The organism is Bradyrhizobium sp. CCBAU 11386 (genome assembly GCF_028128955.1).
Classification (GTDB): domain Bacteria; phylum Pseudomonadota; class Alphaproteobacteria; order Rhizobiales; family Xanthobacteraceae; genus Bradyrhizobium.
In genome coordinates, this window is record NZ_LBKA01000030.1 from 1 (window position 1) to 26586 (window position 26586).

24 protein-coding genes are annotated in these 26586 nt (G+C 65.7%); 15 read left to right on the forward strand and 9 right to left on the reverse strand.

Going from position 1 to position 26586, the window contains the following annotated elements; all coding sequences use genetic code 11:
- The first annotated feature begins 210 nt into the window (after positions 1–210).
- From XI09_RS07155 to XI09_RS07170, 4 genes are all read left to right on the forward strand, one after another.
- Positions 211–630: an HIT domain-containing protein gene (locus tag XI09_RS07155; protein ID WP_271566252.1), complete on the forward strand. Its 420-nt coding sequence runs from the start codon at positions 211–213 to the stop codon at positions 628–630.
- Positions 631–641: 11 nt separating this feature from the next.
- Positions 642–1586 (forward strand): NAD(+) diphosphatase, encoded by a 945-nt coding sequence (nudC, locus tag XI09_RS07160; protein ID WP_271566253.1) that lies wholly within the window; start codon positions 642–644, stop codon positions 1584–1586.
- Between the two features lie 13 nt (positions 1587–1599).
- Positions 1600–2547, forward strand: coding sequence for a sugar kinase (locus tag XI09_RS07165; RefSeq protein WP_271566254.1), 948 nt, complete (start codon positions 1600–1602; stop codon positions 2545–2547).
- Between the two features lie 67 nt (positions 2548–2614).
- Positions 2615–3124 carry an Lrp/AsnC family transcriptional regulator gene (locus tag XI09_RS07170; protein WP_092187177.1) on the forward strand — a complete coding sequence of 170 codons (510 nt, stop codon included), beginning with the start codon at positions 2615–2617 and terminating at the stop codon, positions 3122–3124.
- Between the two features lie 97 nt (positions 3125–3221).
- On the opposite strand, the gene XI09_RS07175 is transcribed toward XI09_RS07170, so the two are convergent.
- Positions 3222–4571 carry a sensor histidine kinase gene (locus XI09_RS07175; protein ID WP_271566255.1) on the reverse strand — a complete coding sequence of 450 codons (1350 nt, stop codon included), beginning with the start codon at positions 4569–4571 and terminating at the stop codon, positions 3222–3224.
- Positions 4571–5293: a response regulator gene (locus tag XI09_RS07180; protein ID WP_271566256.1), complete on the reverse strand. Its 723-nt coding sequence runs from the start codon at positions 5291–5293 to the stop codon at positions 4571–4573. The genes XI09_RS07175 and XI09_RS07180 overlap by 1 nt, the downstream gene beginning before the upstream one ends.
- A 183-nt stretch (positions 5294–5476) precedes the next feature.
- Between XI09_RS07180 and XI09_RS07185 the strand changes: the two genes are divergently transcribed.
- From XI09_RS07185 to XI09_RS07195, 3 genes are all read left to right on the forward strand, one after another.
- Entirely contained in the window at positions 5477–5698 is a 222-nt protein-coding gene (locus XI09_RS07185) for a hypothetical protein (RefSeq protein WP_092187174.1), read from the forward strand.
- Between the two features lie 76 nt (positions 5699–5774).
- Positions 5775–6098 carry a cysteine rich repeat-containing protein gene (locus tag XI09_RS07190; RefSeq protein WP_271566257.1) on the forward strand — a complete coding sequence of 108 codons (324 nt, stop codon included), beginning with the start codon at positions 5775–5777 and terminating at the stop codon, positions 6096–6098.
- A 9-nt stretch (positions 6099–6107) separates the two neighbouring features.
- Positions 6108–6947 carry a sterol desaturase family protein gene (locus XI09_RS07195; protein ID WP_271566258.1) on the forward strand — a complete coding sequence of 280 codons (840 nt, stop codon included), beginning with the start codon at positions 6108–6110 and terminating at the stop codon, positions 6945–6947.
- A gap of 202 nt (positions 6948–7149) precedes the next feature.
- Here XI09_RS07195 and XI09_RS07200 read toward each other — a convergent pair whose 3' ends face one another.
- From XI09_RS07200 to XI09_RS07215, 4 genes are all read right to left on the reverse strand, one after another.
- The gene (locus XI09_RS07200) at positions 7150–8649 is read right to left on the reverse strand and encodes a phosphomannomutase/phosphoglucomutase (protein WP_271566259.1); all 1500 of its coding nucleotides are present in this window, start codon (positions 8647–8649) and stop codon (positions 7150–7152) included.
- Between the two features lie 194 nt (positions 8650–8843).
- Positions 8844–9356, reverse strand: coding sequence for a TIGR02281 family clan AA aspartic protease (locus XI09_RS07205; RefSeq protein WP_027547491.1), 513 nt, complete (start codon positions 9354–9356; stop codon positions 8844–8846).
- A gap of 129 nt (positions 9357–9485) precedes the next feature.
- Positions 9486–11960 (reverse strand): ATP-dependent helicase HrpB, encoded by a 2475-nt coding sequence (gene hrpB / locus XI09_RS07210; protein ID WP_271566260.1) that lies wholly within the window; start codon positions 11958–11960, stop codon positions 9486–9488.
- A gap of 108 nt (positions 11961–12068) precedes the next feature.
- A complete protein-coding gene (locus tag XI09_RS07215; protein ID WP_271566261.1) occupies positions 12069–13385 on the reverse strand; it encodes a UDP-glucose dehydrogenase family protein in 1317 nt (438 codons plus the stop codon).
- Between the two features lie 193 nt (positions 13386–13578).
- On the opposite strand from XI09_RS07215, the gene XI09_RS07220 reads away from it, so the two are divergent.
- The 3 genes from XI09_RS07220 to XI09_RS07230 all read left to right on the forward strand — a co-directional run bounded on the left by XI09_RS07220 (position 13579) and on the right by XI09_RS07230 (position 18837).
- On the forward strand, positions 13579–14646 hold the full coding sequence (locus XI09_RS07220) for an acyltransferase family protein (protein WP_271566262.1): 1068 nt from the start codon (positions 13579–13581) through the stop codon (positions 14644–14646).
- A 236-nt stretch (positions 14647–14882) separates the two neighbouring features.
- Positions 14883–17957, forward strand: coding sequence for a DNA polymerase I (gene polA / locus XI09_RS07225; RefSeq protein ID WP_271566263.1), 3075 nt, complete (start codon positions 14883–14885; stop codon positions 17955–17957).
- A gap of 244 nt (positions 17958–18201) precedes the next feature.
- The gene (locus tag XI09_RS07230) at positions 18202–18837 is read left to right on the forward strand and encodes a LysE family translocator (protein WP_011090854.1); all 636 of its coding nucleotides are present in this window, start codon (positions 18202–18204) and stop codon (positions 18835–18837) included.
- A gap of 138 nt (positions 18838–18975) precedes the next feature.
- Here XI09_RS07230 and XI09_RS07235 read toward each other — a convergent pair whose 3' ends face one another.
- Positions 18976–19602 carry a glutathione S-transferase family protein gene (locus XI09_RS07235; protein WP_271566264.1) on the reverse strand — a complete coding sequence of 209 codons (627 nt, stop codon included), beginning with the start codon at positions 19600–19602 and terminating at the stop codon, positions 18976–18978.
- A 184-nt stretch (positions 19603–19786) separates the two neighbouring features.
- Here XI09_RS07235 and pyrE point away from each other — a divergent pair, with 184 nt between their 5' ends.
- Positions 19787–20350, forward strand: a complete 564-nt coding sequence (gene pyrE / locus XI09_RS07240) for an orotate phosphoribosyltransferase (RefSeq protein WP_027547500.1) — start codon at positions 19787–19789, stop codon at positions 20348–20350.
- Positions 20351–20651: 301 nt separating this feature from the next.
- Positions 20652–21425 (forward strand): DUF2865 domain-containing protein, encoded by a 774-nt coding sequence (locus tag XI09_RS07245; protein ID WP_271566265.1) that lies wholly within the window; start codon positions 20652–20654, stop codon positions 21423–21425.
- 36 nt (positions 21426–21461) lie between these two features.
- Here XI09_RS07245 and XI09_RS07250 read toward each other — a convergent pair whose 3' ends face one another.
- Positions 21462–21893 carry a hypothetical protein gene (locus XI09_RS07250; protein ID WP_271566266.1) on the reverse strand — a complete coding sequence of 144 codons (432 nt, stop codon included), beginning with the start codon at positions 21891–21893 and terminating at the stop codon, positions 21462–21464.
- Positions 21894–22083: 190 nt separating this feature from the next.
- Between XI09_RS07250 and XI09_RS07255 the strand changes: the two genes are divergently transcribed.
- Entirely contained in the window at positions 22084–22374 is a 291-nt protein-coding gene (locus tag XI09_RS07255; protein ID WP_271566267.1) for a GIY-YIG nuclease family protein, read from the forward strand.
- 86 nt (positions 22375–22460) lie between these two features.
- Here XI09_RS07255 and XI09_RS07260 read toward each other — a convergent pair whose 3' ends face one another.
- Positions 22461–22706 carry a hypothetical protein gene (locus XI09_RS07260; RefSeq protein WP_271566268.1) on the reverse strand — a complete coding sequence of 82 codons (246 nt, stop codon included), beginning with the start codon at positions 22704–22706 and terminating at the stop codon, positions 22461–22463.
- 207 nt (positions 22707–22913) lie between these two features.
- Here XI09_RS07260 and XI09_RS07265 point away from each other — a divergent pair, with 207 nt between their 5' ends.
- Positions 22914–25430, forward strand: a complete 2517-nt coding sequence (locus tag XI09_RS07265; protein WP_271566269.1) for a glycogen/starch/alpha-glucan phosphorylase — start codon at positions 22914–22916, stop codon at positions 25428–25430.
- A gap of 223 nt (positions 25431–25653) precedes the next feature.
- A complete protein-coding gene (locus XI09_RS07270) occupies positions 25654–26469 on the forward strand; it encodes an acyl-CoA thioesterase (RefSeq protein ID WP_271566270.1) in 816 nt (271 codons plus the stop codon).
- Positions 26470–26586: the final 117 nt, after the last annotated feature.

Sequence of the window (26586 nt, forward strand, 5' to 3'; positions counted from 1 at the left end):
CGAGTTTGACGAAGACTCCGGGTTGCCAGCTCGCGCAATAACCACTCCCTGTGGTTATAGGTCCCGGATCTGCGCGCGCTTGGGGCGCGCTTGTCCGGGACGACGACCGCGTATGCGGTGACAGCGGGGCCGAATCCTTCCCCTATCGGAATCGGTATCGTATGGTCGGACCCAACAAGCCCGCCCCCATCGGGCCATCCGGAAACCTTCATGCCCGAACCCGTCTGGTCGCTGCACTCCCGCCTGAAAGAGGACACCATCGACATCGGCGATCTGCCGTTGTCGAAGGTGCTGGTCATCAAGGACGCGCATTATCCCTGGCTGCTGCTGGTGCCGCGGCGCCCCGATGCGGTCGAGATCATCGATCTCGACGAGGTGCAGCAGGCGCAGCTGATGACCGAGATCTCCCGCGTCTCGCGCGCGCTGAAGGAGATCACCAAATGCGACAAGCTCAATATCGCGGCGCTCGGCAACCTCGTGCCGCAGCTCCACGTCCACATCATCGCCCGCCGCACCGGTGACGCCGCCTGGCCGCGGCCGGTCTGGGGCGTGATGCAGCCCTTGGCGCATGACGCCACCGAGGTGCAGAATTTCATCAGCGCGCTTCGCCGAAAAATCTGGTTGGGTTGAAAGAACAAGAAATGTCAGCATTCGACGCATTTCCGCTGGGGCAGCCGGCCTTCGTCTCCAACGTCCTCGACCGCGCCGCGCATCTGCGCCGCGACGACGAAAAGCTGTTCGCGCTCGAGCGGAAGCCGACCTCGCGCGCCTATGTCGTCCATCGCGACTCGCTGCTGGTGAAGCGCGAGGGCGAAAAGGTGCGCGCGCTGCTGGGAATCGACGAGGCGCTGAAATGCGGTGCCAATCCCGGCACGATCTTCCTGGGGCTGCGCGACGGCGCTGCTGTGTTCGGCATGGGCCTGTCGCAAGCCGCCGCCGAGAAGCTGGTCGGCCGCGAGGACTACAGCCTCACCGAGCTGCGCGGCATGGCCATGCAGGGCGCGATCCGCCCCGACGAGCTCTCGGCGGTCGCGATGGCGAAGTCGATGGTGAGCTGGCACCAGCGTCACGGCTATTGCGCCAATTGCGGCACGCGCAGCGCGATGAAGGAAGGCGGCTGGAAGCGCGATTGCCCTGCCTGCAAGGCCGAGCATTTTCCGCGCACAGATCCGGTCGTGATCATGCTGGTCGCCTCCGGCGATAAATGCCTGCTCGGCCGCCAAAAGCAGTTTCCGCCGGGCATGTTTTCGTGCCTTGCCGGCTTCGTCGAGGCCGCCGAGACCATCGAGGACGCGGTGCGCCGCGAGATTCTCGAAGAGTCCGGGATCCGCTGCACTGACGTGCAGTATTACATGACGCAGCCGTGGCCCTACCCGTCGTCCCTGATGATCGGTTGCAGCGCGCGGGCGCTGAACGAGGATATCGTCGTGGACCACGCCGAGCTCGAGGATGCGCGGTGGTTCACGCGCGAGGAGGCGGCCCTGATGCTGACGCGGACGCATCCCGACGGGCTCGCCGGCCCGCATCCCTTCGCCATCGCCCATCATCTGCTCGGCCGCTGGGTGCACGACACGAGCGGCGCTTGAGCTGAGGCCAGTGATGGCCGGGATCGCACCGCGCATCCTCTGCATCGGCATTCCCGTACGCGACCTGACCTTTCGCGTGGAGGCGGTGCCCGCGCGTGGCAGCAAGGCGAACGCCACGCATCTTGCCGAGATCTGCGGCGGCAACGCGCTCAATGCCGCGATCGCGATGGCACGGCTTGGCGGCCACGTCGCGTTCGCAGGTCCCATGGGCGATGCGCGGGAGACGTCGAGCGGCTTCATTCTCGAACGGATGGCCCAGGAAGGCATCGACACAAGCCATATCGTGCGCATGCCGGATGTGACGACGCCCGTCTCCGCGATCATGATCGAGCCCTCCGGCGAACGGACACTCACGATCTATCGCGATGCCGGCCTGTGGAGCGTGGAGCTGCCGGACGCCGACGTCCTGCTCGCCGATTGTCGGGCAATCCTCGTCGAAAGCCGCTGTGCCGCGTTCGCGACCTCGCTCTGCACCGAGGCGCGCCAGCGCGGCATCCCCGTCGTCGTCGGCGTCGACCGCGCGATGTCTTTGCAGGACGGCCTGCTCACGGCCGCCTCGCACCTGCTGTTCGCCAGTGAACAGGTGCAGGAGACTGCCGGTATCGCCGACGACGGCGAGGCATTGAGGCACCTGGCGAGGCTGACGCCGGCCTTCCTCGCCGCCACCCGCGGTCCCCTCGGTACGATCTGGCTGAACGAGACGGGCGAGTTGGAGCAGACGCCGGCCTTCCCGGTCCAGGCGGTCGATACGCTCGGCGCCGGCGACGTCTTCCATGGCGCCTTCACGCTTCGCCTCGCCGAGGGCCAGGGGGTGCGCGAGGCGCTGCGATTCGCCGCGGCGGCCGCAGCGCTGAAATGCACCCGCCATGGCGGTGGCATGGCCGCACCACAACGCATTGAAGTTGAAGAGTTTTTAAGCGGGCAGCGGGTGGCGACGCCGGACCGGGCGCCGACATTATAAGCTTGCTGTGGAAGGATTTTCTCTATATGAGGGAAATCTGCCCCTGAAATGGAACAAAGTTCTTCAAATGACTGACCTCGCTGTCCAGATCCCCGAGACCAGCCGCCGCCTCGACGCCATCGACCGCAAGATCCTGATGGTACTCCAGGAGGATGCCTCCCTGTCCGTCGCCGAGATCGGCGACCGTGTCGGCCTGTCCTCGACCCCCTGCTGGAAGCGCATCCAGCGGCTGGAGGCCGACGGCGTGATCCTGAAGCGGGTCGCCCTGGTCGACCAGAACAAGATCGGGCTCGGCATCTCCGTGTTCGTCTCGGTGGAGAGTGCCGACCATTCCGACGCCTGGCTGAAGAAGTTCGCCGAAGCCGTCAGCGCCATGCCCGAGGTGATGGAGTTTTACCGGATGGCCGGCGACGTCGACTACATGCTGCGCGTCGTGGTCGCGGACATGCAGGCCTATGACGTGTTCTACAAGAAGCTGATCAGCGCCGTGCCGCTGAAGAACGTCACCTCGCGCTTCGCGATGGAGAAGATCAAGTCGGTCACCGCGCTGCCAATCCCGACGGTGGTGGCGGCCTGACGCTTGGAGGTTCGATTCCGATGGAACCGAAGCTCCAGATTCTTGTTTTGACGCGTTTTCTTCACGCGAACCGGTAACCACTTCGCTCGAAAACGCTCTAAGCTGGTTGAAAGACCGGCAGGGTGACGTTGACGCGCGTGCCTCCGTTCGGGGCCGCGCTGATCTCGATCGTTCCGCCATGAGCCTCGACCAGGTTGCGGGCCACGGCGAGGCCAAGACCGGCACCGCCGGTCGCGCGATTGCGCGACTTCTCCAGGCGGTGGAACGGCTCCAGCACGGTCTGCCGCTGATCGGCGGGAATGCCGGGTCCCTCGTCCTCGACCGACACCAGCATGGCACCGTCCTTCAGGGACATCCGCACATGCGCCGCACGGCCGTAGGCAAGCGCATTGTCGATGATGTTGGCGAGGACCCGGCGCAAGGCGAGCCGGTCGCCGAGCACGACCGCCTTCCGCACATGTTCGTCCGTCACGAGATCGACCGGGGCGCCCTGAACGCGACGATCATGCATCTCGACAGCGATCAGCGCAGCAAGCTCGACCATCTCCTGTGACAGGCCGCCGGCGCCCGCCCGCGTCGACAACAGCGCGTCGTCGAGCAGCCGGATCATGTCGTCGATATCGGCAACCGCCCGCTGCCGCTCGGCATCATCAGGGATCTGCTCGACGCGCAGCCGCAGCCGCGTCGCAAAGGTCCTGACATCGTGGGCAATGCCGCCGACCAGCGTCATGCGCGCGCGCAACATCTCCGCGAGCCGGCCCTGCAGGCGATTGAACGCGGCGATGACGGCGCGGATTTCCGGCGCACTGCGCCGTGCGTCCGGCAATGGCGGCGGATCGGCCGACAGGTCGACACGATCGACCGCCGCGGCGAGCCGCGCCAGCGGCCGCGTCTCGCGCTGCATGACGAGCAACGCCAGCAGCGCCACAATGGAGCCGAACAGGCCCGCGCCGAAGCCGACGGGCAGGCCGAACGGGGTGACCGGCAGGCGAGTATAGGCATCGATGACCAGCAGATCGCCGCTGCGCAGACCGATGCGGAATTCGACCGCGTTGGCCATCAGCCGTGCGATGCGGGGAAACAGCCGGTCGGCGCGATGTTCGGGCGGCGACACGATCTCCACGGAACGGCCCGCAAGGCCGGCCGCATAGGTCTCGCGCAATTGCTGCTGCTGGGACGGCGTCTCGCCGCCGACTGGCGCGGCCGAGGGCACGATCCGCACCATGAATTGCGGTGACGACACCGCGTCGAGGACGGCTTGCCGCGCATCGCCCGACGTGCGCTCGAGCAGCGTTGCCAGCACGTCGAGCCGCGCCGGCGAAGGCCGTGTCAGCTCGTTCTCCCGGAGGGTCGTCCGGTAGAAGATTGCCACGACCACAGTGGTCACCACGGTGAATCCGACCAGTCCGATCAGAGCGAGCCGCGCGGCCAATGTCACGCGCAGCATCACGACACCTGCTTGACGGTCGCGGTGAACAGATAGCCGCCGTTGCGCACCGTGGTGATCAGGTTGGAGCCGGGGCTCGCGCCATCGAGCTTCTTGCGCAACCGCGAGATCAGCATGTCCACGGTGCGATCGAACGGCTCTGCCGAGCGCCCGCGGGTCCAATCGAGGATCTGATCGCGCGTGAGCACCCGACGCGGCCGTTGCACGAAACAACCGAGCAGGTCGAACTCGGCACTGGTCAATTGCAGCTCCGGCGTCTCGGCCTCGATCGTCTCGACGCTTCGCGCATCGAGATCGACGACGAAGCGGTCGAACGCGAAGCGCTGGATCAGTGGCTTTACCGCCGCCCCATTGGCGCGGCGCAGGATGGCGCGGACGCGCGCCAAGAGCTCGCGCGGCCCGAACGGCTTGGTGAGATAATCGTCGGCGCCCATCTCGAGGCCGACCACGCGATCGATCTCGTCGCTCTTGGCGGTCAACATCAGGATCGGGAGGGAATCGTCGGCGCGCAGCCGGCGGCAGATCGACAGGCCGTCCTCGCCCGGCAGCATCAGATCGAGGATGATGAGGTCGGGCCGCACGCGCTGGAGCATCGCGTCCATCGCCTTGCCGTCACCGACGCAGGCGACCTCGAACCCCTCGCGCCGCATGAAGTCGGCGACGAGGCGGCTGATCTCGGGATCGTCCTCCACCATGAGAATCGTGGCCGGATGCGCGTTCATCGCCGCATTTTTGGACGACGGCACGCGCCGCGCAAGGGTGCGAGCGCCGTTGTTACATACTGTTACCTGCGCCCGACAAAGCCACAACAATCGTTTCGTCCCGGCAATGCGGCGCAGACGCCGCGGCCGCAGTCTCCTGCGCATGGCTCCCGCTCACGGCAGCCCCACAAGGAGACGACGATCATGAACAAGTTCTTCCTCACCTCCCTCGTCATCGGCGCCCTGTCGGTGGCCGCGGCGGCCGACGCCAATGCCTGGACGCGGACGGCGACCGGCACCGGGCCGCGCGGCACCTCCAGCGTCACCGCGACGGGAAGCTGCGCCAACGGCAGCTGCACGCGCAACGTCACCCGCACCGGCCCGGCCGGCAACACCTACACCCGCACCGGCACGATCTCGCGCTGAGCCGCGGGCCGGGCCGTCGCCGCGTCCGCCCCACGCGGCGGCGGCCAGTCTCGCCAGATCAGAAAGGACGAACACCATGCCATCGACTTTCCGTCTCCTCTCAATCCCGCAGGCCGCAATCATCGTCGCCCTCGGCGTCGCCGCCTCGACATCCACGTTCGCCCAGAGCCAGTTGCAAACGCAGATCACGCCGCAAATGCGCAGCGAAGCGAGGGCCGTCATGCAGGCCTGCCGCGCCGATTACGACCGGCTTTGCAGCGACGTCGCGCCGGGGGGCGGTCGCATCCTCGCCTGCCTGCAATCCCATGCCGGCCAGCTCACGCCAGCCTGCGCACAAACGCTGCCCCGCGCGCAGGCGCTGAGGGACGGCGCGGTCAGCGCCGGCGTCGCGCCGAAATAGGAGAGTGCCGTGGGCTACGCCTCACTCCTGCTCGATCCGACGCTGAGACGCGTGATCCTGGCAACGGCGATCGGCCTGATGCTGCTCGAATACGGCATCGGCCGGCTCGCGCATCGCGAGACCCACGACTGGCGCGAAAGCGCGGCGTCGTTCGGTGCTGCGCTGGGACAGAACGTGCTGCGCGCGATCGAGGCCGGACTTCTCGCCGTGCCCTTTGCGTTCCTGTACGAGCACCGCCTGTTCGACTTTGAACAGACCGGCCCGCTCACGCTTGCCGGATTGTTCCTCGGCAGCGAATTTCTCTACTACTGGCAGCACCGCGCCTCGCATCGTATTCGCTGGATGTGGGCGACACATGCGGTGCATCACTCGACGACACGGCTGAATCTGACGGCGGCGATCCGGCTCGGCTGGACCGGCAATATCTCGGGCAACTTTCTGTTCTTCCTGCCGCTGGCGCTGATCGGTTTTCATCCCCTCGCGATCGTCGCAATGCTGGGGATCAATCTATTCTACCAGTTCTTCATCCACAGCGACTTCGCGCCGCGGCTCGGCGTGCTCGAATGGCTGCTCAACACGCCGAGCCATCATCGTGTGCACCACGCCTGCAACGCGCCGTGCCTGGACAAGAACTACGGTGGCATCCTGATCGTGTTCGACCGCCTGTTCGGCACCTTCGCCGAGCGGCCCTCCGACCAGCCGCTCCGTTTCGGCCTGGTCGGCGGCACACCGTCCTTCAATCCGATCCGGATCGCGCTCGGCGAATGGATCGCGATGCTGGACGACGCCTGGAAGGCCCGGGGGCCAGGCGCGAAGCTCCGCGCCCTGTTCGGCCCGCCGGGAGGCTGAGCGCTCGCCGGCGATGGCCCTTACCTCTCCCCGCTTGCGGGAGAGGTCGGATCGCACTTGCGGTCCGGGTGAGGGGGTACAGGTCTCTCGACGATCTCGCGTGTCGAGAGAGGCCCCTCACCCCAACCCTCTCAGCGCGAGCGAAGCTCGTCGCGGCCCCGTAAGAACGGGGCGAGGAGCAGACCTTCGCCGCGGTCGCACCTCAGATCTTCTGATTGTACTCGCCGACTTCGGGATGCGTGCGCAGCACGCTGTTCACCATCTCGAACATGTCGTGCATGCGCTGCTCGGAGACCGGGCTCTCGACCACGACCACGAGCTCGGGCTTGTTGGAGGAGGCGCGCACCAGGCCCCAGCTGCCGTCCTCGACCGTGACGCGCACGCCGTTGACGGTGACGAGGTCGCGGATCGCCTGGCCGCCGATCTTGGCGCCCTTGGCCTGCAGGCCTTCGAAGTGCTTCACCACGGCGTCGATGACGCCGTATTTGACCTCGTCGGCGCAATGCGGCGACATGGTCGGCGACGACCAAGTCTTCGGCAGCGCGTTCTTCAGGTCGGCCATCGACTTGCCGGGAGCGCGGTCGAGCATCTCGCAGATCGCGATCGCCGAGACCAGGCCGTCGTCATAGCCGCGGCCGAACGGCTTGTTGAAGAAGAAATGGCCCGACTTCTCGAAGCCCGCGAGCGCGCCCATCTCGTTGGTGCGGCGCTTCATGTAGGAATGCCCGGTCTTCCAATAGGCGGTCCTGGCGCCCTGCTTCTGGAGCACCGGATCGGTCATGTAGAGGCCCGTCGACTTCACGTCGACGACGAACTGTGCGTCCTTGTGGATCGCCGACATGTCGCGCGCCAGCATCACGCCGACCTTGTCGGCGAAGATTTCCTCGCCGGTGTTGTCGACGACGCCGCAGCGGTCGCCGTCGCCGTCGAAGCCGAGACCGACATCGGCCTTGTGATGCAGCACGGCGTCGCGGATCGCGTGCAGCATCTCCATGTCTTCAGGATTCGGATTGTATTTCGGGAAAGTGTAGTCGAGCTCGGTGTCGAGCGGGATCACCTCGCAGCCGATCGCCTCCAGCACCTGCGGCGCGAATGCGCCGGCGGTGCCGTTGCCGCAGGCCGCGACGACCTTGAGCTTGCGCGTCAGCTTCGGACGGCTGGTGAGATCGGCGATGTAACGCGCCGGATAATTCTCGTGGAACTGGTAGGAGCCGCCGACCTTGTTCTTGAACTCGGCGCCCAGCACGATCTCCTTGAGCCGCGTCATCTCGTCGGGGCCGAAGGTCAGCGGACGGTTGGCGCCCATCTTCACGCCGGTCCAGCCATTGTCGTTGTGCGAGGCCGTGACCATCGCGCAGCAGGGCACGTCGAGATCGAACTGCGCGAAATAGGCCATCGGCGTCACCGCGAGCCCGATGTCGTGCACCTTGCACCCCGCCGCCATCAGGCCGGAGATCAGCGCATATTTGATCGAGGCCGAATAGCCGCGGAAATCATGGCCGGTGACGATCTCCTGCTTGACGCCGAGTTCCGCAATCAGCGCGCCCAGCCCCATGCCGAGCGCCTGGATCCCCATCAGGTTGATTTCCTTCTGGAACAGCCAGCGCGCGTCGTATTCGCGAAAACCCGTGGGTTTCACCATCGGCTCGGATTCGAAGGCGTAGGTGTTGGGCAACAAGACGGATTTCGGCTTGGGAAACATTGAGACGGTCTCGTGAAAAGGGGGGGCAGGATCTGATGCAGCCTTAGCGAATGCCAGGCCGCAGCGGAAGGCGGGAATGGCAGCTTGTGGCTTATAATTGCGGCAGTTTGGTAACAGGGAAAATCTGACCGCGACAGCGGTCGAAACAGAGACGTTTTTTGAAATATACGGTCGCAGGAGCCTTCGGGAGGCCCTTACTGCTCCAGCACCATCTGGCCGTTGGCGTACTCGAAACGCTTCAGGCGGGACAGGAAGGAGAGGCCGAGCAGGTTCTCCGACAGCGCCTCATCCGGCAGCACCATGGCCTCGACGTCGCGCACGACGAGGCCGCCGACCTCCAGCATGGCGATGCGGGTGCGCGCGGCCTTGATGGTGCCGTTGGCGGTGGAGACGGTGGCGTTGTATTCGCTACGCGAGGGACGCAGGCCGAAGCGGGCGGCCGAGGTCTCGTTCAGCGCAACGACGGAAGCGCCGGTGTCGACCATGAAGCCGATGCGCTGGCCATCGATCCGGCCCTCGGTCTGGAAATGGCCGCGGCCGTCGCGGCCAATGGCGAGGCTGCGGCCGCCGGCCGGCGCCGTGGCTGCGACCGCGACCGTCGTGCGCGGCGCCGACGTGGCGGAAGCGGAGCTCATCCTGTCCGCCATCTGCGCCATGAAGGTGCCGAGGCCGATCATGATGGCCGCGAAGATCATTATGTTACGCATCACACCACTTCCGAGCCGGAAAGCTCGATTTCACCACGCGACACGACCGTCCGCGAGCGACGCTGCGGCCGGGCCATTGCCATTTTGACGAAAAGGATGAGCGGACGGTTAATGCCGGTTCGTGATTTCTCAGGTGCCGCGCGGTTTGACCCGCCGGGTCGGCAGTGCATTCGCCGGATCTTCCGGCCAGGGATGGCGCGGGTAGCGGCCGCGCAGGTCGGAGCGCACCGCGGCGTAGCTGCCGCGCCAGAAACCCGGAAGATCCCGCGTCACCTGCACCGGCCGCTGCGCCGGCGACAGCAATTCCAGCACCAGCGGCACCTTGCCGGCCGCAACCGACGGATGGGTGTTGAGCCCGAACAGCTCCTGGAGCCGCACCGCGATGGTCGGGCCCTGCTCAGCTTCGTAGTCGATCGCGAGCACGGTGCCGGTCGGCGCTTCGAAATGCGTCGGCGCCTCGCGGTCGAGCCGCGCGCGCATCTCCCACGGCAACAGCGCCATCAGCGCATCGGAGAGATCGCCGGCGGAGATATCCTTGAGCGCAATCTTGTCGTAGAGCGCGGGCACCAGCCAATCGTCGCGCCGCGCGATCAGCCCGTCGTCGGACAGATCGGGCCAGCTGTCGCCTTCGGCCTTGCGCAGGAACATCACGCGGTCGCGCCATTGTTTGGCCGCCTTCGACCAGGGCAACCGGTCAAGGCCTGCGGCGATCAGCCCATCGGCGAAGATGCGCGCAGTCTGCTCCGACGGTGACACAGCCAGTGTCGCCTCGGAGAGCGTGATCGCATGCAGTGCGCGCTTGCGCCGTGCACGCAGCGCCATCGCGCCGCGGTCGAACGAGATCTCGTCGACGGTCTCGATATGCTCGGCGAAATGCCGCTCGATGTCGTCCTCGGTGATCTGCGCGGCGAGCAGGATGCGCCCGCTCGCGGCCGTTCCCGTCATTTCGCCGATCGCGATATAGGGCGCGCGGGCGAGCGACGAGGTCTGCTCGACGGCAGCGCCGCGGCCGTTGGCAAGCACGAAACTGCCATTGCCGCGATTGCGGGCGACGCGGTCCGGGAAGGCATAGGCGAGCATCAGGCCGGTCGAGAGATCTTCCTGCTGCCCCGCCTTCTCCGACGCCGCGACCTGCGAGGCCCAGCGCCGGGCGAGGTCGCGCGCACTCGATGCGCGCGGCGAGCGGTCGCGGCGGAACTGGTCGCGCCGGTGCTCGAGATCGGCGCTGTCGCCGCCGAGCCCGCGCTCGGTGAGGATGGCCGCGATCTCGGCGGCGGCTTCGCCGCTGCCTGCGCGATGCGAATCCACGATCATGCGCGCCAACCGCGGCGGCAATGCCAGCGCGCGCAGGCTCTTGCCCTCCGCGGTGATGCGGCCGTCGCCGTCCAGCGCGTTGAGCTCGCTGAGAAGGCTCTTGGCTTCCTTCCGGGCCGGCTGCGGCGGCGGGTCGAGGAACGACAGCGCGGCGGGATCGGCGACGCCCCATTGCGCCAGATCGAGCACCAGCGAGGACAGATCGGCGCTGAGAATTTCCGGCTGGGTGTAGGGTGCAAGCGAGGCCGTCTGCGGCTCGTCCCAGAGCCGGTAGCAGACGCCCGGTTCGGTGCGGCCGGCGCGGCCGCGGCGCTGGTCGACCGCCGCGCGCGAAGCGCGCACGGTCTCGAGCCGCGTCAGGCCGATATCGGGCTCGTAGCGCGGCACGCGGGCAAGACCTGAATCGACCACGATGCGCACGCCTTCGATGGTGAGCGAGGTCTCGGCGATCGAGGTCGCCAGCACCACCTTGCGCGTGCCCTTGGGCGCCGGCGCGATGGCGCGATCCTGCACGGCGGCATCGAGCGCGCCGAACAGCGGCACGATCTCGATACTGGCGTCCTGCACGCGCTCAGCCAGAAAATTCTGGGTGCGGCGGATTTCGGCGGCGCCGGGCAGGAACGCCAGCACCGAACCGCTGTCGGCGCGGAGCGCAGACGCGATCGCATCCGCCATCTGCCGCTCGATCGGCGCATCCGCCTTGCGGCCGAGATAGCGCGTCTCGACCGGAAAGGCGCGGCCCTCGCTTTCGACGACGGGCGCTTCGCCGAGCAGCTTTGCGACGCGGGCGCCGTCGAGCGTTGCCGACATCACGAGAATGCGCAGATCCTCGCGCAGGCCGGTTTGCGCGTCGCGCGCCAGCGCGAGGCCGAGATCGGCGTCGAGCGAACGTTCGTGGAATTCGTCGAACAGGACGGCGGCAACGCCCGAGAGCTCGGGATCGTCCATGATCTGGCGGGTGAAGATGCCTTCGGTCACGACCTCGATGCGCGTCGCGCGCGATATCTTCGAGCCGAAACGGACGCGATAACCGACGGTCTCACCTGCCCGCTCGCCGAGCGATTTGGCCATGCGGTCGGCGCTGGCGCGCGCGGCGATGCGCCGCGGCTCCAGCACGATGATCTTCTTGCCCTTGGCCCAGGGCGCATCCAGCAATGCCAGCGGCACGCGCGTGGTCTTGCCGGCGCCGGGCGGCGCCACCAGCACGGCCGCATTGTGTGCCTCGAGCGTGCGCGACAAATCGCCGAGCACGGCATCGATCGGGAGGGGCGTGTCGAAGTTGCGGGGCAAAGGTCTATCCGTTCGTCATGCCCGGGCTTGTCCCGGGCATCCACGTTCTTTCACTTGGGAGTGAACAAGACGTGGATGGCCGGGACAAGCCCGGCCATGACGGAATCATCAGCCCTGCGCCGACGGGCGGCCGACGCTCTCATAGACGAAGCCCGCCGCTTCCATCTCTTCAGGGCGGTAGATGTTGCGGAGATCGACGATGATGGGCTTCGCCATGGTCGCCTTCAGCCGGTCGAGATCCAGCGCGCGGAACTGCACCCATTCGGTGACGATGACGAGCGCATCGGCACCTTCCGCGCAGGAATAGGCATCCTCGCAATAGGTGATGCTGGGGAGTTCACCCTTGGCCTGCTCCATCCCGACGGGATCGAAGGCCTTCACCTTCGCGCCCATGTCGATCAGGCCGGTCACCAGCGGGATCGACGGCGCGTCGCGCATGTCGTCGGTGTCGGGCTTGAAGGTGAGGCCGAGCACGGCGATGGTCTTGCCGCGCAGCGAGCCGCCGAGCGCCTGGCTCACTTTCCGCGCCATCGCGCGCTTGCGGTTCTCGTTGACGGCCAGCACGGATTCGACGATGCGCAAGGACACATCGTAGTCCTGCGCGATCTTGATCAACGCCTTGGTGTCCTTCGGGAAGCACGAGCCGCCGAAGCCGGGACCTGCATGCAGGAACTTGGTGCCGATGCGGTTGTCCAGGCCAATGCCGCGCGCGACCTCCTGCACGTTGGCGCCGACCTTTTCGGAGAGGTCGGCAATCTCGTTGATGAAGGTGATCTTGGTCGCGAGGAACGCGTTGGCAGCGTATTTGATCATCTCGGCGGTGCGGCGCGCCGTGAACATCAGCGGCGCCTGGTTCAGCGACAGCGGACGATAGATGTCGCCCATCACCTTGCGGCCGCGCTCGTCGGAGGTGCCGACCACGACGCGATCGGGATACTTGAAGTCGCGGATCGCCGCGCCCTCGCGCAGGAATTCGGGGTTGGAGGCGACGACGACGTCGGCTAACGGATTGGTCTCGCGGATGATGCGCTCGACCTCGTCGCCGGTGCCGACCGGCACGGTCGACTTGGTCACCACGACGGTGAAGCCCGACAGCGACTGCGCGATCTCGCGCGCGGCGGCGTAGACGTAGGACAGATCGGCGTGCCCGTCGCCGCGGCGCGACGGCGTGCCGACCGCGATGAAGACGGCATCGGCGTCCGCGACCGGCTTGGACAGGTCGGTGGTGAAGTCGAGCCGCTTGGCCTTGACGTTGGTCGCGACCAGCTCGTCGAGCCCAGGCTCGTAGATCGGAATCTCGCCGCGATGGAGCGCCGCGATCTTCTTCTCGTCCTTGTCGACGCAGGTGACGTCGTGACCGAAATCCGCAAAGCAGGCTCCGGACACCAGTCCCACATAGCCCGTTCCGATCATCGCGATTCGCATGAAAAACCCTGTCTTGGCTTGGTTAACGAAACCCCAATGTGGGGCGGTTTAGCATTTTCCCGAGGCGAGGGAACCGTCCGCGCGCAAAAACCGGCACGCGAATTGTACCGGTAAAGAAATCGTAAGCCGCAAGGCTCCACACTGCCTCGCGCCCGGACAGCATCGGGCGGAACTCGGCTCGAAAAGGGACACCATGGCAGCAACCGGCACAATCGCCGCGAGCGGGGGACTCAAGCCCCCGGCTGCCGCGCGTGTCGACTGGGTCGACTATGCCAAGGGCATCTGCATCGTCATGGTCGTGATGATGCATTCGGTGCTGGGGGTCGAGCTCGCCGCCGGCGAGACCGGTTTCATGCATGTCGCCGTGGCCTTTGCAAAGCCGTTCCGGATGCCGGATTTCTTCCTGATTTCGGGCCTGTTCCTGTCATTGGTGATCGACCGCAACTGGCGAACCTATCTCGATCGCAAGGTGGTGCATTTCGCCTATTTCTATGTCGTCTGGGTGACAATCCAGTTCGGCTTCAAGGCGCCCGCCTTCGCGGCGCAGACGAGCTGGCGCGAGGTAGGCCTCTTATATCTCGAATCCTTCATCGAGCCGTTCGGCACGCTCTGGTTCATTTATCTGCTGCCGGTCTTCTTCGTCGTCACAAAACTGACACGGCGCGTCCCGCCGCTCGCGATCTGGCTCATCGCCGCCGCACTGGAGACGGCACGCATCACGACCGGCTGGACCGCGATCGACGAGTTCTGCGCGCGCTTCGTCTATTTCTATTCCGGCTACCTGTTCGCGCCCTACGTGTTCGCGCTGTCGGATCGCGCGCGCAACCATCCTGCGCCCGCACTCGCAGCACTCGCGACCTGGGCGCTGGTCAATGCTGGCCTCGTCGCAGTCGGCGCCAGCGAATGGAAGATCGTCTCACTCGTGCTCGGCTTTGCAGGGGCCTGCGCCATCATCACCATGGGCACGCTGCTCGCGCGCGCGCAGTGGCTGAACTTCTTCCGCTTCTGCGGCGAGCATTCGATCGTGATCTATCTCGCCTTCTTCCTGCCGATGGCGGCGACGCGAACGCTGCTGCTGCGCACGGGAACCATTCCCGACATCGGCACGGTGTCGCTGATCGTCACCATCGCCGGCGTGCTCGGTTCGCTCGCGATCTGGCAGCTGGCCCTGCGGCTCGGTGCCAATTTCCTGTTCGAGCGGCCGGATGCGTTCTGGATCGCGCCGAAGAAGGCGGGGCCGGTGTTGCAAGCGGCGGAGTAGCTGGGCGACGCTCTCTACCGTCGTCCCGGCGAACGCCGGGACCCATACCGCGTGATTTATCGATGGATCACGGTCTCCATACCACGGCCTAATCATTCAACTGCTAGTCGTCGCCAAACTTCTCCCTGTGGTTATGGGTCCCTGCGTTCGCCGGGACGACGATGAGGTGTGGGAATCGCCCCAAATACCCACTGTTCGAGGCTGTCAAAGCCCGCAAAAATTCATACATTGCGGCCATGCCCAAGACATCCCCGAAGACCACCGCCAAAGCTGACACCAAGGCTGCCGCGCCCAAGACGGCCGCCGACAGCAAATCCACTGCTGACAAGCCAGCTGCCAAACCGGTGGCGGCGAAGGCGGCCGGCAAGGGCGACCACATCTTCCTGGTCGACGGTTCCGGCTACATCTTCCGCGCCTATCACGCGCTGCCGCCGCTGAACCGCAAGTCGGATGGCCTTCAGGTCAACGCCGTGCTCGGCTTCTGCAACATGCTGTGGAAGCTCTTGCGCGACATGCCCGCCGACAACCGGCCGACGCATCTGGCCATCGTGTTCGACAAGTCGGAGGTCACCTTCCGCAACAAGATCTACCCCGAGTACAAGGCGCACCGGCCGCCGGCGCCCGACGATCTGATCCCGCAATTCGCGCTGATCCGCGAGGCCGTGCGCGCCTTCGACCTGCCCTGCCTGGAACAAGGCGGCTTCGAGGCCGACGATCTGATCGCGACCTATGCGCGGGAGGCCAGCGACCGCGGCGCCACCACGACCATCGTGTCCTCCGACAAGGATCTGATGCAGCTCGTGAACGACAAGATCACGATGTACGACACCATGAAGGATCGCCGCATCGGCATTCCCGAGGTGATCGAGAAGTTCGGCGTTCCGCCGGAGAAGGTGGTCGAGGTGCAGGCGCTCGCCGGCGATTCCACCGACAACGTGCCCGGCGTGCCCGGCATCGGCATCAAGACCGCGGCGCAGCTGATCGTCGAATATGGCGACCTCGAGCAGCTCCTATTCCGCGCCACCGAGATCAAGCAGCCGAAGCGGCGCGAGGCGCTGATCGAGAACGCCGAGAAGGCGCGGATCTCGCGCAAGCTCGTGCTGCTCGACGACAAGGTCGATCTGGAGGTGCCGCTCGACGACCTCGCCGTCCACGAGCCCGATGCGCGCAAGCTGATCGCCTTCCTGAAGGCGATGGAATTCACGACGCTGACGCGCCGCGTCGCGGACTATTCGCAGATCGATCCGGCGAATGTCGATGCCGATGCGTCGAACAGCAGCGGCGCCAGGGCCGGCGACGGCGCGGCGAAAGCAAAACCGTCCGAGGCCTCCGGCGATCTCTTCGCCACCCCCGCCGCGACGGCAACGGGCGGCGACAAAGGCGACAAGTCGGCCAGCATCAAGGGCGCGCCGATCTCGCTCGCCGCGGCGCGCGAAGAGGCGCTGCGCAAGCTTCCGGTCGACCGCGCCAAGTACCAGGCCATCAAGACGCTCGCCGAATTGAACGCCTTCATCGCGCGCATCCACGATGCCGGCCATGTCGCGATCGAGATCCGGGGAAATTCGATCGATCCGATGCAGGCCGACCTCTGCGGCGTTGCGCTGGCGCTGGCGCCGAACGATGCGTGTTACGTGCCGCAGGCGCACAAGCAGTCCGGCGGCGGCGCCGGCCTGTTCGACGCCGGTCTCGCGCCGGACCAGGTCAAGCATGCCGACGCGGTCGACGCGCTGCGGCCGGTGCTGGAATCGTCAGGCATCCTCAAGATCGGTTTCGACGTCAAATTCACCGCCGTCATGCTGGCGCAGCACGGCATCACGCTGCGCAATACCGACGACGCGCAGCTGATCTCTTATGTGCTCGATGCCGGCCGCGGCTCGCACGGACTGGAATCGCTCGCCGAGCGCTGGTTCGGCCACGCCATGCTGAAGGAGGGCGAGCTGCTCGGCAGCGGCAAGGGCAAGATCACGTTCGACCAGGTCCCGATCGACAAGGCCGCGCCGCTGTCGGCGGAAGGCGCCGACATGGCCTTGCGCGTCTGGCGCGTGCTGAAGCCGCGCCTCGTCGCGGAGCACATGACCGCGGTCTACGAGACGCTGGAGCGGCCGCTGGTCGCTGTGCTCGCACGCATGGAGCGGCGCGGCATCTCGATCGACCGCCAGGTGCTGTCGCGTCTCTCCGGCGACTTCGCCCAGACCGCGGCGCGCGTCGAAGCCGAGATCCAGGAGATCGCGGGCGAGCCGGTCAATGTCGGCAGCCCAAAGCAGATCGGCGACATCCTGTTCGGCAAGATGAGCCTGCCGGGCGGCACCAAGACCAAGACCGGCGCGTGGTCGACCACCGCACAGGTGCTCGACGAGCTCGCCGAGCAGGGCCACGACCTCCCGAAGAAGATTCTGGAGTGGCGCCAGGTCTCCAAGCTGAAATCGACCTACACCGACGCACTGCCGACCTACGTCAATCCGCACACCCATCGCGTGCACACGACCTACGCGCTGGCCGCGACGACAACGGGCCGGCTGTCGTCGAATGAGCCGAATTTGCAGAACATCCCGGTGCGCACCGAGGACGGCCGCAAGATTCGCCGTGCCTTCATCGCGACGCCCGGGCACAAGCTCGTCTCCGCCGACTATTCGCAGATCGAATTGCGGCTGCTGGCGGAGATCGCCGACATCCCCGTGCTGAAGCAGGCGTTCCGCGACGGTCTCGACATTCACGCCATGACCGCATCGGAAATGTTCGGCGTGCCGATCAAGGGCATGCCGAGCGAGATCCGCCGCCGCGCCAAGGCGATCAATTTCGGCATCATCTACGGCATCTCGGCCTTCGGCCTCGCCAACCAGCTCGGCATCGCGCGCGAGGAGGCCTCGGCCTACATCAAGAAGTATTTCGAGCGCTTCCCCGGCATCCGCGCCTATATGGACGAGACGCGGGATTTCTGCCGGAGCCACGGCTATGTCACCACGCTGTTCGGCCGCAAGTGCCACTATCCCGACATCAAGGCCTCCAACGCCTCGGTGCGCGCCTTCAACGAGCGCGCCGCGATCAACGCGCGCCTTCAGGGCACCGCCGCCGACATCATCCGCCGCGCCATGACGCGGGTCGAGGACGCACTGGCCGAGAAGAAACTCTCGGCGCAGATGCTGCTCCAGGTGCATGACGAGTTGATCTTCGAGGTGCCGGACGCCGAGGTCGAGGCGACGCTGCCGGTCGTGCAGCACGTCATGCAGGACGCGCCATTCCCGGCCGTGCTGCTGTCGGTGCCGCTGCACGTCGACGCCCGCGCGGCGAACAATTGGGACGAGGCGCACTGAGCTGCATCTTCACCTCCGATGTCGTCCCGGCGAAGGCCGGGACCCATACCCCCAGGGAGAAGTTGTGGCGCGAGATGGTGGTTGGCAATCTTCGCCAAACCCAATTCGGTGGTTATGGGTCCCGGCCTTCGCCGGGACGACATCGGGTTGAGATGCGGACTCGAATTGTCCTCCGAGCAATTGCGCGATGGCCCGACGGCGCGGCGCATATTAGAACCGGGCCATCTCCCGCACCGGTTCACCCATGCCCCACACTTCCGCGCTGCTCGGCTTCGCCCTCGTCTGCCTCGGCCTCGTGCTCACGCCGGGACCGAACATGATCTATCTGATCTCGCGCTCGATCACGCAGGGGCCGGCGGCGGGCATCGTCTCGCTCGGCGGCGTGGCGCTCGGCTTCGTGTTCTACATGCTGTGCGCGGCGTTCGGCATCACGGCGCTGCTGCTCGCCATTCCCTTTGCCTATGACGCGCTGCGCTTTGCCGGCGCCGGTTATCTGTTGTGGCTGGCCTGGCAGGCGGTGAAGCCCGGCGGGCGCTCGCCGTTCCAGGTGAAGCAGCTTGCGATCGACAGCCCGCGCAAATTGTTCGCGATGGGCTTCGTCACCAATCTGCTCAATCCGAAGATCGCGATGCTGTATCTGGCGCTGCTGCCGCAGTTCATCGATCCCGCCGCCGGCAGCGTGCTGACGCAGTCGGTGGTGCTGGGCGCGATCCAGATCGCAATCAGCGTCAGCGTCAACGCGATGATCGCGCTCGCGGCGGGATCAATCGCGCTGTTCCTGGCGAACCGGCCGAGCTGGATGCTGGTGCAGCGCTGGCTGATGGGCACGGTGCTGGCCGGGCTTGCGGTCCGGATGGCGGTGGAAGCGCGGAAGGTGTGAGGCCCACTGTCATGCCCCGCGAAGGCGGGGCATCCAGTACGCTGCGGCCTCTCGGTTCAATTACCACCGCCTCTGGATACTGGATCGCCCGCCCCAGTGCGCAACTGCGCACAAGGCGGGCGATGACAGCATTCTCGGTCAATCCAGCTTCGCGTCCATTCCCCGCTTCACCGCCGGCCGGGCCATCAGGGCCTCGTACCAGCGCTTGACGTTGGGGAAATCGGCCAGATCAACCTTGTGGCGAGGGTGGCGCCAGGCCCAGCCCAGGATGGCAAAATCGGCAACGGAGAGGTCGCCGGCGACGAAGTCGCGGTCCGCCAGCCGGCGGTCGAGCACGCCGTAGAGCCGGCGGGTCTCGGCCATGAAGCGCTTCAGGCCGTAGGCGCGGTCCTGCTCGTTCTCGAGCGCGATGAAATGGTGCACCTGGCCGGGCATCGGGCCGAAGCCGCCCATCTGCCACATCAGCCATTCGTAGACCGGGATACGACCCGCAAGCGATTTCGGCAGGAATTTGCCGGTCTTTTCACCCAGATAGAGCAGGATCGCGCCGGATTCGAAGATGCTGACGGGCTTGCCGTCCGGCCCCTCGGGGTCGACGATCGCAGGAATCTTGTTGTTGGGGGAGAGCTTCAGGAACTCCGGCGCCATCTGCTCGCCCTTGGTGATGTTCACCGGGATGACCTTGTAGGACAGCCCCATTTCCTCCAGCGCAACCGAGATCTTGCGGCCGTTCGGCGTGTTCCAGGTGTGCAGCTCGATGGTCATGCGTCGTTTCCTTCCCCAAGAGGCTTGAGCCCCCACCTACTCCAGAAGGTTGCACCCCGACAACCGGCGGGCCGGGATGGCCGATCGTCGGCCGATCCCTGTTGACTGGGCCGGTCCCCTCTGGAATGTCGCGGCCGTCGCGGATAAATTCCGCCACTTCCAAAAACGCTCCCGAGGGACCGCCGTGTCGAAATCAGCCTCCCGCGCCCGCCTGTTCGAAATCATCCGCCGGCGCTCCTTCGGCCGCGGCGAGGTGACGCTCGCGTCGGGCCGCAAGAGCGATTTCTACTTCAACCTCAAGCCGACCATGCTCGACCCCGAGGGCGCGACGCTGCTCGCCGAGCTGACCTATGAGGCGCTGAAGGACGACAATCTCGATTTCATCGGCGGGCTCGAGATGGGTGCGGTGCCGCTCGCCGGCGCGCTGGCGCAGATCTCCTGGATCAAGGGCCATCCGATCGCGGCATTCTTCGTGCGCAAGAAGCCGAAGGAGCACGGCGCCAAGCTCGCGATCGAAGGCCTGCCCAGGGGCGAGACGCTCCAGGGCAAGCGCGTCGTGATCGTCGAGGACGTCACCACGACCGGCGGCTCGGCGATGAAGGCGGTGGAATCCGTGCGCGAGACCGGCGCCGAGGTGGTGCTGGTGCTGACCATGGTCGACCGCGAGGAAGGCGCCACCGACACGTTCGGCGCAGCCGGCCTGCCGTTCCGCTCGCTCTACAAGGCGTCGGAATTCCTGAAGGCGTGAGGCCCTTTCGTGTCCCGGGCGCGGCGCAGCGTGTAACGCTGCGACGCTGAACCGGGACCCACGTCTTTCCGCATCGGCATGGGTCCCGGTTCAGCAGCGCATCACGCCGCGAAGGGCGGCGCGCTGCGCAGCATCCGGGGCACGAGAGTCCGCCAGGACCTGCCCCCTCAACCGCTCATTTACCATCCCGCTCTATGGTGAATCATGTGCTGAGACCTGATGGTCCCGGCCGGTTCAGTAGCGTCGGGTGGAGTAAGCATTGCGTACAGTCATGTCCCATGCGCGCCGGCGGCGTCGCGCGATGCTTGTGGCCGTCACCCTGGCAGCGCCGCTGCTTGCGGCTCCCGCCCCGGTTTCGGCCGAAGGCCTGTTCGACTTCTTCTTCGGCGGCATGCAGCAGCAACGGCCGCAGCGCGAGGTGCCGCAGCAGGCGAGCTCCTACGCCGATCCCTTCACCGGCCAGCAGAATCCCGCAACCCCGCAATATGCGCCGCCGACACGTGCGGCGGCCGCCGGCGGCTCGGGCCCGGCGTTCTGCGTGCGCAGCTGCGACGGCAAATATTTTCCGCTGATGCGCGGCCTCGCCTCGCCCGCCCAGATGTGTCAGGCGTTCTGTCCTGCCAGCGCGACAAAGGTCTATTTCGGCTCCTCGATCGACGGCGCCGCCTTGCAGACCGGCGAGCGCTACGCCGACAGCGAGAATGCGTTCGCCTATCGCAAGGCGCTGCGCGCGGACTGCACCTGCAACGGCCGCGAGCCGGTCGGTCTCGCCCCGGTCGATCTCGCGCTGGATTCTTCGCTGAAGGCCGGTGACGTGATCGCCACCACCGACGGCCTCGTCGCCTATACCGGCGTCCGCCTCGGCATGGAGCAGACCGCGGAGTTCACCCCGGTCGCCTCCTATCCCGGCCTCACCGCGCAGGTCCGTGCGCGGCTCGGCGAGATGAAGGTGGCCCCGGTACGCGCAGAGACGGTGGCAGCAGATGCGCCGGCCGAGATCGTGCGCGAGCCGCTGCCTGATGTGACCGTGCCGAAGACGCAGGCGAAGCCGGCGAAGCGGGCGGGACTGGATTAGGCCTTCGCTGCGCTCGCAATGACGGAGGTTGTTGCACTACCTTCCGATAATCACCCCGATCACGTTCGGCGCCGCCAGATATTTCTCCTCGATCGCCGCGCGTGCGGCGGCGCGGTTTTCCGGCGTCAGCAGGCCGCGCTTCTCGGCCAGGATCATCCAGCAGAAACCCCACCAGTCGGTCAGCATGCCCTGATCGCCAACGAGGTCATAACCCTGCCCGGCCGCGAAGATGCGCGCATGCGCTTCGTCCAGCGTGTCGAGAAACAGATGATCCTCGACCGAGAACAGATCGTCGCTGATGTCGTCGATGGTGTAGCCCCAGATCGACTGGCACACCGCGTTGAACTCGCGGTCGAACTGGTCGTCATCGATCCTCTGGCGCCGCGCCGCCTGATGCAGCCGCGACAGCGAGCGCGCGAAATCGGCGATCCGGGTAAGGGCAAACTGGTCGAAGGCAATGGTGGACATGTAGTCCTCGCAAAGTCAGACAGACGCTAGATATTGTGTCGGCAACACGCCGAATCACAATGATATATCAAAGACTTGCTAAAGTGTTCTTAATTTGTTCCGATGCTGAAGGATTGGTTGTTGAGATCGTCGTCCTGGCGAAAGCCAGGACCCATTACCCCGGTCAGCGTTGCTTTTGCGAGCTTGAGCTATGAGTGCAGGCGGCTATTACGTCTACATCCTGGCGAGCCGTCACCACGGCACGATCTATATCGGCATCACCAATGATCTTCGCATGCGGCTCGCACTGCATCGCTCGGGACGGGGCTCCAAGTTCGTGCAGAAGTACAAGATCTTCCGCCTTGTGCATGTCGAAGCCTTCGCAACTCCGCAAGAAGCGATCGCACGCGAGAAGCAGCTCAAATTCTGGAAGCGCGATTGGAAGATCAGGCTGATCGAACAAGAAAATCCTGATTGGAATGACCGGTCGGGCCTTCTCTAACAGTCGGGGCAATGGGTCCCCTGGCTTTCGCCAGGACGACGAGATGGTGAGAGCCTTCGCCGGGACGACGATGGGAAATCGCCGCCTCAATTCACCGCCGACATCAACTTGTCCCCGCACGCATTCGCGTAAAACTTGCCGCCGCATTGGCGCTTGATCGCGGCGCAGCGGGCGGCCGGCGTTGCGTTTTGCGGGACGGTGAAGCCGCAGCCCAAACCGTCGGCGCTGCGGCCGGATTTGCCGGCAGCAAACGCAGCGCTGGAGGCGGAGATGCAGACGACGAGCAGGGCCGCAGCGGCTATTTCGATCAGCAGTCGCGTCAGCAGTCTCATGGGGCATCTCCTCCACACTGATGGCTGAATTGGTCGCCATTCTAGCACCAAATCCACGAGTCTCCGTGCTCGTCCGGGTTCCAAAATCGGCCCGTTCCTTGCATAAATTTGCGCCAGCGCAGTGCACGCCCGCACCGGCGACAGTTCCGGTGCAAAGGCAAGACGCGTAGGGTTAGTGGTGTTTCTGTCGACCAGGAAGTGACGGCCTTGCAAGATCAATCGTTCCAGCCCAGTTTTTCCGCCCCCGGCCAGCCCATCGACGAACTCGCGCTGGCTGAGATCAAGGGCGCGATCCTGGCGAAGCTGCGTCTTGCCATCGGCAAGGACGCCGGCATGGCAACCAGGCACGACTGGTACCAGGCCGCGGCGCTCGCGCTGCGCGACCGCATCGTGCATCGCTGGCTCACGGCCGAGAAGCACAGCTACGACGCGGGGCGCAAGCGCGTCTATTATCTCTCGCTCGAATTCCTGATCGGCCGTCTCTTCTCCGACGCGCTGAACAACATGGGCCTCCTCAAGATCTTCGAGGTCGCGCTCGGCGACCTCGGCGTCTCGCTGCCTGAGTTGCGCAAATGCGAGCCGGACGCTGCGCTCGGCAATGGCGGCCTCGGGCGGCTCGCCGCCTGCTTCATGGAGAGCATGGCGACGCTCTCGATCCCCGCGATCGGCTACGGCATCCGCTACGATTACGGCCTGTTCCGCCAGATCATCAACCAGGGCTGGCAGCAGGAATATCCCGACGAATGGCTGAGCTTCGGCAATCCCTGGGAGTTGCAGCGGCCCGAAGTGATCTACGACATCAATTTCGGCGGCGGCGTCGAGCATGTCGAGGACAAGGGCCGTGACCGCGCGATCTGGCATCCGGCCGAGACCGTGCAGGCGATCGCCTATGACACGCCGATCGTCGGCTGGCGCGGCCAGCACGTCAACGCGCTGCGGCTGTGGTCGGCGCGCTCGCCCGATCCGCTGAAGCTCGATGCCTTCAACAAGGGCGACTATGTCAGCGCCAGCTCCGAGCAGGCGCGCGCGGAAGCGATCTGCAAATTCCTCTATCCGAACGACGAGAGTCCGGCGGGCCGCGAGCTGCGCCTGCGCCAGGAATATTTCTTCGTCTCGGCCTCGCTCCAGGATCTGGTCAAGCGGCATCTGTCGTCCGACGGCCAGCTCCGCAGCCTGTCGTCGAAGGTCGCGGTGCAGCTCAACGACACCCATCCGAGCCTCGCCGTCACCGAGCTGATGCGGATCCTCGTCGATCTGCACAATTTCCGCTGGGACGAGGCGTGGAAGATCACGGTCGCCACGCTCTCCTACACCAATCACACGCTGCTGCCCGAAGCGCTGGAGACCTGGCCGGTCGAGCTGTTCGAGCGCCTGTTGCCGCGACATCTGGAGATCATCTACCGCATCAACGTCCAGCATCTGGCGCTCGCCGAGGCGCGCGCGCCCGGCGACATCGACTTCCGCGCCTCGGTCTCGCTGATCGACGAGAAGAGCGGCCGCCGCGTGCGCATGGGCCAGCTCGCCTTCGTCGGCTCGCACCGCATCAACGGCGTCTCGGCGATGCATTCGGACCTGATGCGCGAGACCGTGTTCCACGATCTCAACCATCTCTATCCCGGCCGCATCACCAACAAGACCAACGGCATCACCTTCCGCCGCTGGCTGATGCTGGCAAACCCGAAGCTGACGGAGCTGTTGCGCGAGACCTGCGGCGAGGCCGTGCTCGACGATCCGACGCAGCTCTCACTGATTGAAGCGCGCGCCAGCGACGTCGAATTCCAGAAGAAATTCCGCGCCGTCAAGCATCACAACAAGACGGCCCTGGCGCGGCTGATCGGCGAGCGGCTCGGCATCAAGGTCGATCCGGGCGCGTTGTTCGACGTGCAGATCAAGCGCATCCACGAATACAAGCGCCAGCTGCTCAACGTCATCGAGACGGTCGCGCTGTACCAGTCGATCAAGGACGATCCGAACGGCAACTGGGTGCCGCGCGTCAAGATCTTCGCCGGCAAGGCGGCGGCGAGCTATCGCTACGCCAAGCTGATCATCAAGCTGATCAACGACGTCGCGGAGGTCGTCAACAACGATCCCGCGATCGGCGGCAAGCTGAAGGTCGTCTTCCTGCCCGACTACAATGTCAGCCTCGCGGAGGTGATCATTCCCGCGGCCGACCTGTCCGAGCAGATCTCGACCGCCGGCATGGAAGCGTCCGGCACCGGCAACATGAAGCTGGCGCTCAACGGCGCCATCACCATCGGCACGCTCGACGGCGCCAATATCGAGATCCGCGACCATGTCGGCAACGAGAACATCGCGATCTTCGGCATGGAGGCCGGCGACGTCATGATCCGGCGCAAGCAGGGGCTGGATGCCTCCGACGTCGTCCGCAATTCGCCGAAGCTCCAGCGCGCCATCAACGCGATCGGCACCGGCGAGTTCTCGCCCGGCGATCCCGGCCGCTTCGAATCCATCGCGCACGCGCTGCGCTATCTCGACCATTACATGGTCAGCGCCGACTTCGATTCCTACTACGAGGCGCAGCGCGCGGTCGATGCGCGCTGGCAGGTGGCGACGGCCTGGACGCGCGCCTCCATCCTCAACGTCGCGCGCATGGCGTGGTTCTCCTCCGACCGCACCATCCGCGAATATGCCGAGGAAATCTGGAACGTGCCGGTCAATCCGACCACGCCGCTGCTGCCGAACCTGCGCGACGCCGCCGGCTGATTTTCCGCAACGTGAAATCGGAGTTACCTGCGAGGTTATTGCATCTCGCGACGAGGATGATGATATGATCGTCATCATCCCCAGGGCGGCGCCAGCGATACGGGCGCCGTAACCACACCGTCATTGCGAGCGCAGCGAAGCACTCCAGACTGTCTCCGCGGAAGGACTCTGGATTGCTTCGCTGCGCTCGCAATGACGGTCGGGGAGACACCGAGGACCACCGATGCACGCCAAGCTCCCGCACTCGTTCGACGACGCCACCCGCGTCACCGCCGGTGACTCCAGCTGGCAGGGGCACACCAGCGACGATTACTGGGCCTTTGTCGGCCCGTTCGGCGGCGCCACTGCCGCGACCATCCTGCGCGCGTTGATCGAGCATCCGGAGCGCGCCGGCGATCCGCTGGCCGTCACCGTCAATTACTGCGCGCCGATCGCCAAGGGCCCGTTCGATCTCGATTTGCGGCTGGTGAAGGCCAACCGCTCCAGCCAGCACTGGAGCGTCGAACTGTCGCAGGGCGGCGGCGAGGTCGCGACGCTCGCCACCGCGGTGTTCGCCGAGCGGCGGCCGTCCTGGGAGCACAGGGTGGCGAAGGTCCCGGACGCAAAGTCGTTCGAAGAGACGCTGCCATTCCCGAAAATCTCGGCGTCGTGGGCCAACCAGTACGAATTCCGCTTCGTCGAGGGCGAGATGCGGATCGGCCCGCCGCAGGCCGCGCTCGCCAGCACCTATTCGAAAATCTGGATCAGCGACCGCACGCCGCGCAGGCTCGACATGCTGTCGCTGATGTCGATGTCGGACGCCTTCTTCGGCCGCATCTTCCACGCGCGGCGCGAGCTGGTGCCGTTCGGCACGGTGTCGCTGACGACGTATTTCCACACCGATAGCGAAGAGCTCGCAGCCGAGGACATCACCCGTGTGCTCGCGACCGCCGATTCGAAGATCATGCACAAGAGCTACGCCGACCAGAACGCCGAGCTGTGGTCGCCGAACGGAAGGCTGCTCGCGACCACGACGCAGATTGCGTATTTCAAGGCGTGACGCTCCGTCGTCCCGGACAAGCGCAGCGAAGCGGAGCGCAGATCTACCGTCTTGTCTGTCAAGGGGGCCGATCGGCTGTAAGTGTGCGGCATTGTGCTCGGCAGTCAAGGCGGCTGC

Coding starts and splice junctions, on each gene's coding strand:
- XI09_RS07155 (WP_271566252.1), top strand. CDS start 211: ATGCCCGAACCCGTCTGGTCGCTGCACTCCCGCCTGAAAGAGGACACC.
- nudC (WP_271566253.1), top strand. CDS start 642: ATGTCAGCATTCGACGCATTTCCGCTGGGGCAGCCGGCCTTCGTCTCC.
- XI09_RS07165 (WP_271566254.1), top strand. CDS start 1,600: ATGGCCGGGATCGCACCGCGCATCCTCTGCATCGGCATTCCCGTACGC.
- XI09_RS07170 (WP_092187177.1), top strand. CDS start 2,615: ATGACTGACCTCGCTGTCCAGATCCCCGAGACCAGCCGCCGCCTCGAC.
- XI09_RS07175 (WP_271566255.1), bottom strand. CDS start 4,571: ATGCTGCGCGTGACATTGGCCGCGCGGCTCGCTCTGATCGGACTGGTC.
- XI09_RS07180 (WP_271566256.1), bottom strand. CDS start 5,293: ATGAACGCGCATCCGGCCACGATTCTCATGGTGGAGGACGATCCCGAG.
- XI09_RS07185 (WP_092187174.1), top strand. CDS start 5,477: ATGAACAAGTTCTTCCTCACCTCCCTCGTCATCGGCGCCCTGTCGGTG.
- XI09_RS07190 (WP_271566257.1), top strand. CDS start 5,775: ATGCCATCGACTTTCCGTCTCCTCTCAATCCCGCAGGCCGCAATCATC.
- XI09_RS07200 (WP_271566259.1), bottom strand. CDS start 8,649: ATGTTTCCCAAGCCGAAATCCGTCTTGTTGCCCAACACCTACGCCTTC.
- XI09_RS07205 (WP_027547491.1), bottom strand. CDS start 9,356: ATGCGTAACATAATGATCTTCGCGGCCATCATGATCGGCCTCGGCACC.
- XI09_RS07215 (WP_271566261.1), bottom strand. CDS start 13,385: ATGCGAATCGCGATGATCGGAACGGGCTATGTGGGACTGGTGTCCGGA.
- XI09_RS07220 (WP_271566262.1), top strand. CDS start 13,579: ATGGCAGCAACCGGCACAATCGCCGCGAGCGGGGGACTCAAGCCCCCG.
- polA (WP_271566263.1), top strand. CDS start 14,883: ATGCCCAAGACATCCCCGAAGACCACCGCCAAAGCTGACACCAAGGCT.
- XI09_RS07230 (WP_011090854.1), top strand. CDS start 18,202: ATGCCCCACACTTCCGCGCTGCTCGGCTTCGCCCTCGTCTGCCTCGGC.
- XI09_RS07235 (WP_271566264.1), bottom strand. CDS start 19,602: ATGACCATCGAGCTGCACACCTGGAACACGCCGAACGGCCGCAAGATC.
- XI09_RS07245 (WP_271566265.1), top strand. CDS start 20,652: ATGCTTGTGGCCGTCACCCTGGCAGCGCCGCTGCTTGCGGCTCCCGCC.
- XI09_RS07250 (WP_271566266.1), bottom strand. CDS start 21,893: ATGTCCACCATTGCCTTCGACCAGTTTGCCCTTACCCGGATCGCCGAT.
- XI09_RS07255 (WP_271566267.1), top strand. CDS start 22,084: ATGAGTGCAGGCGGCTATTACGTCTACATCCTGGCGAGCCGTCACCAC.
- XI09_RS07260 (WP_271566268.1), bottom strand. CDS start 22,706: ATGAGACTGCTGACGCGACTGCTGATCGAAATAGCCGCTGCGGCCCTG.
- XI09_RS07270 (WP_271566270.1), top strand. CDS start 25,654: ATGCACGCCAAGCTCCCGCACTCGTTCGACGACGCCACCCGCGTCACC.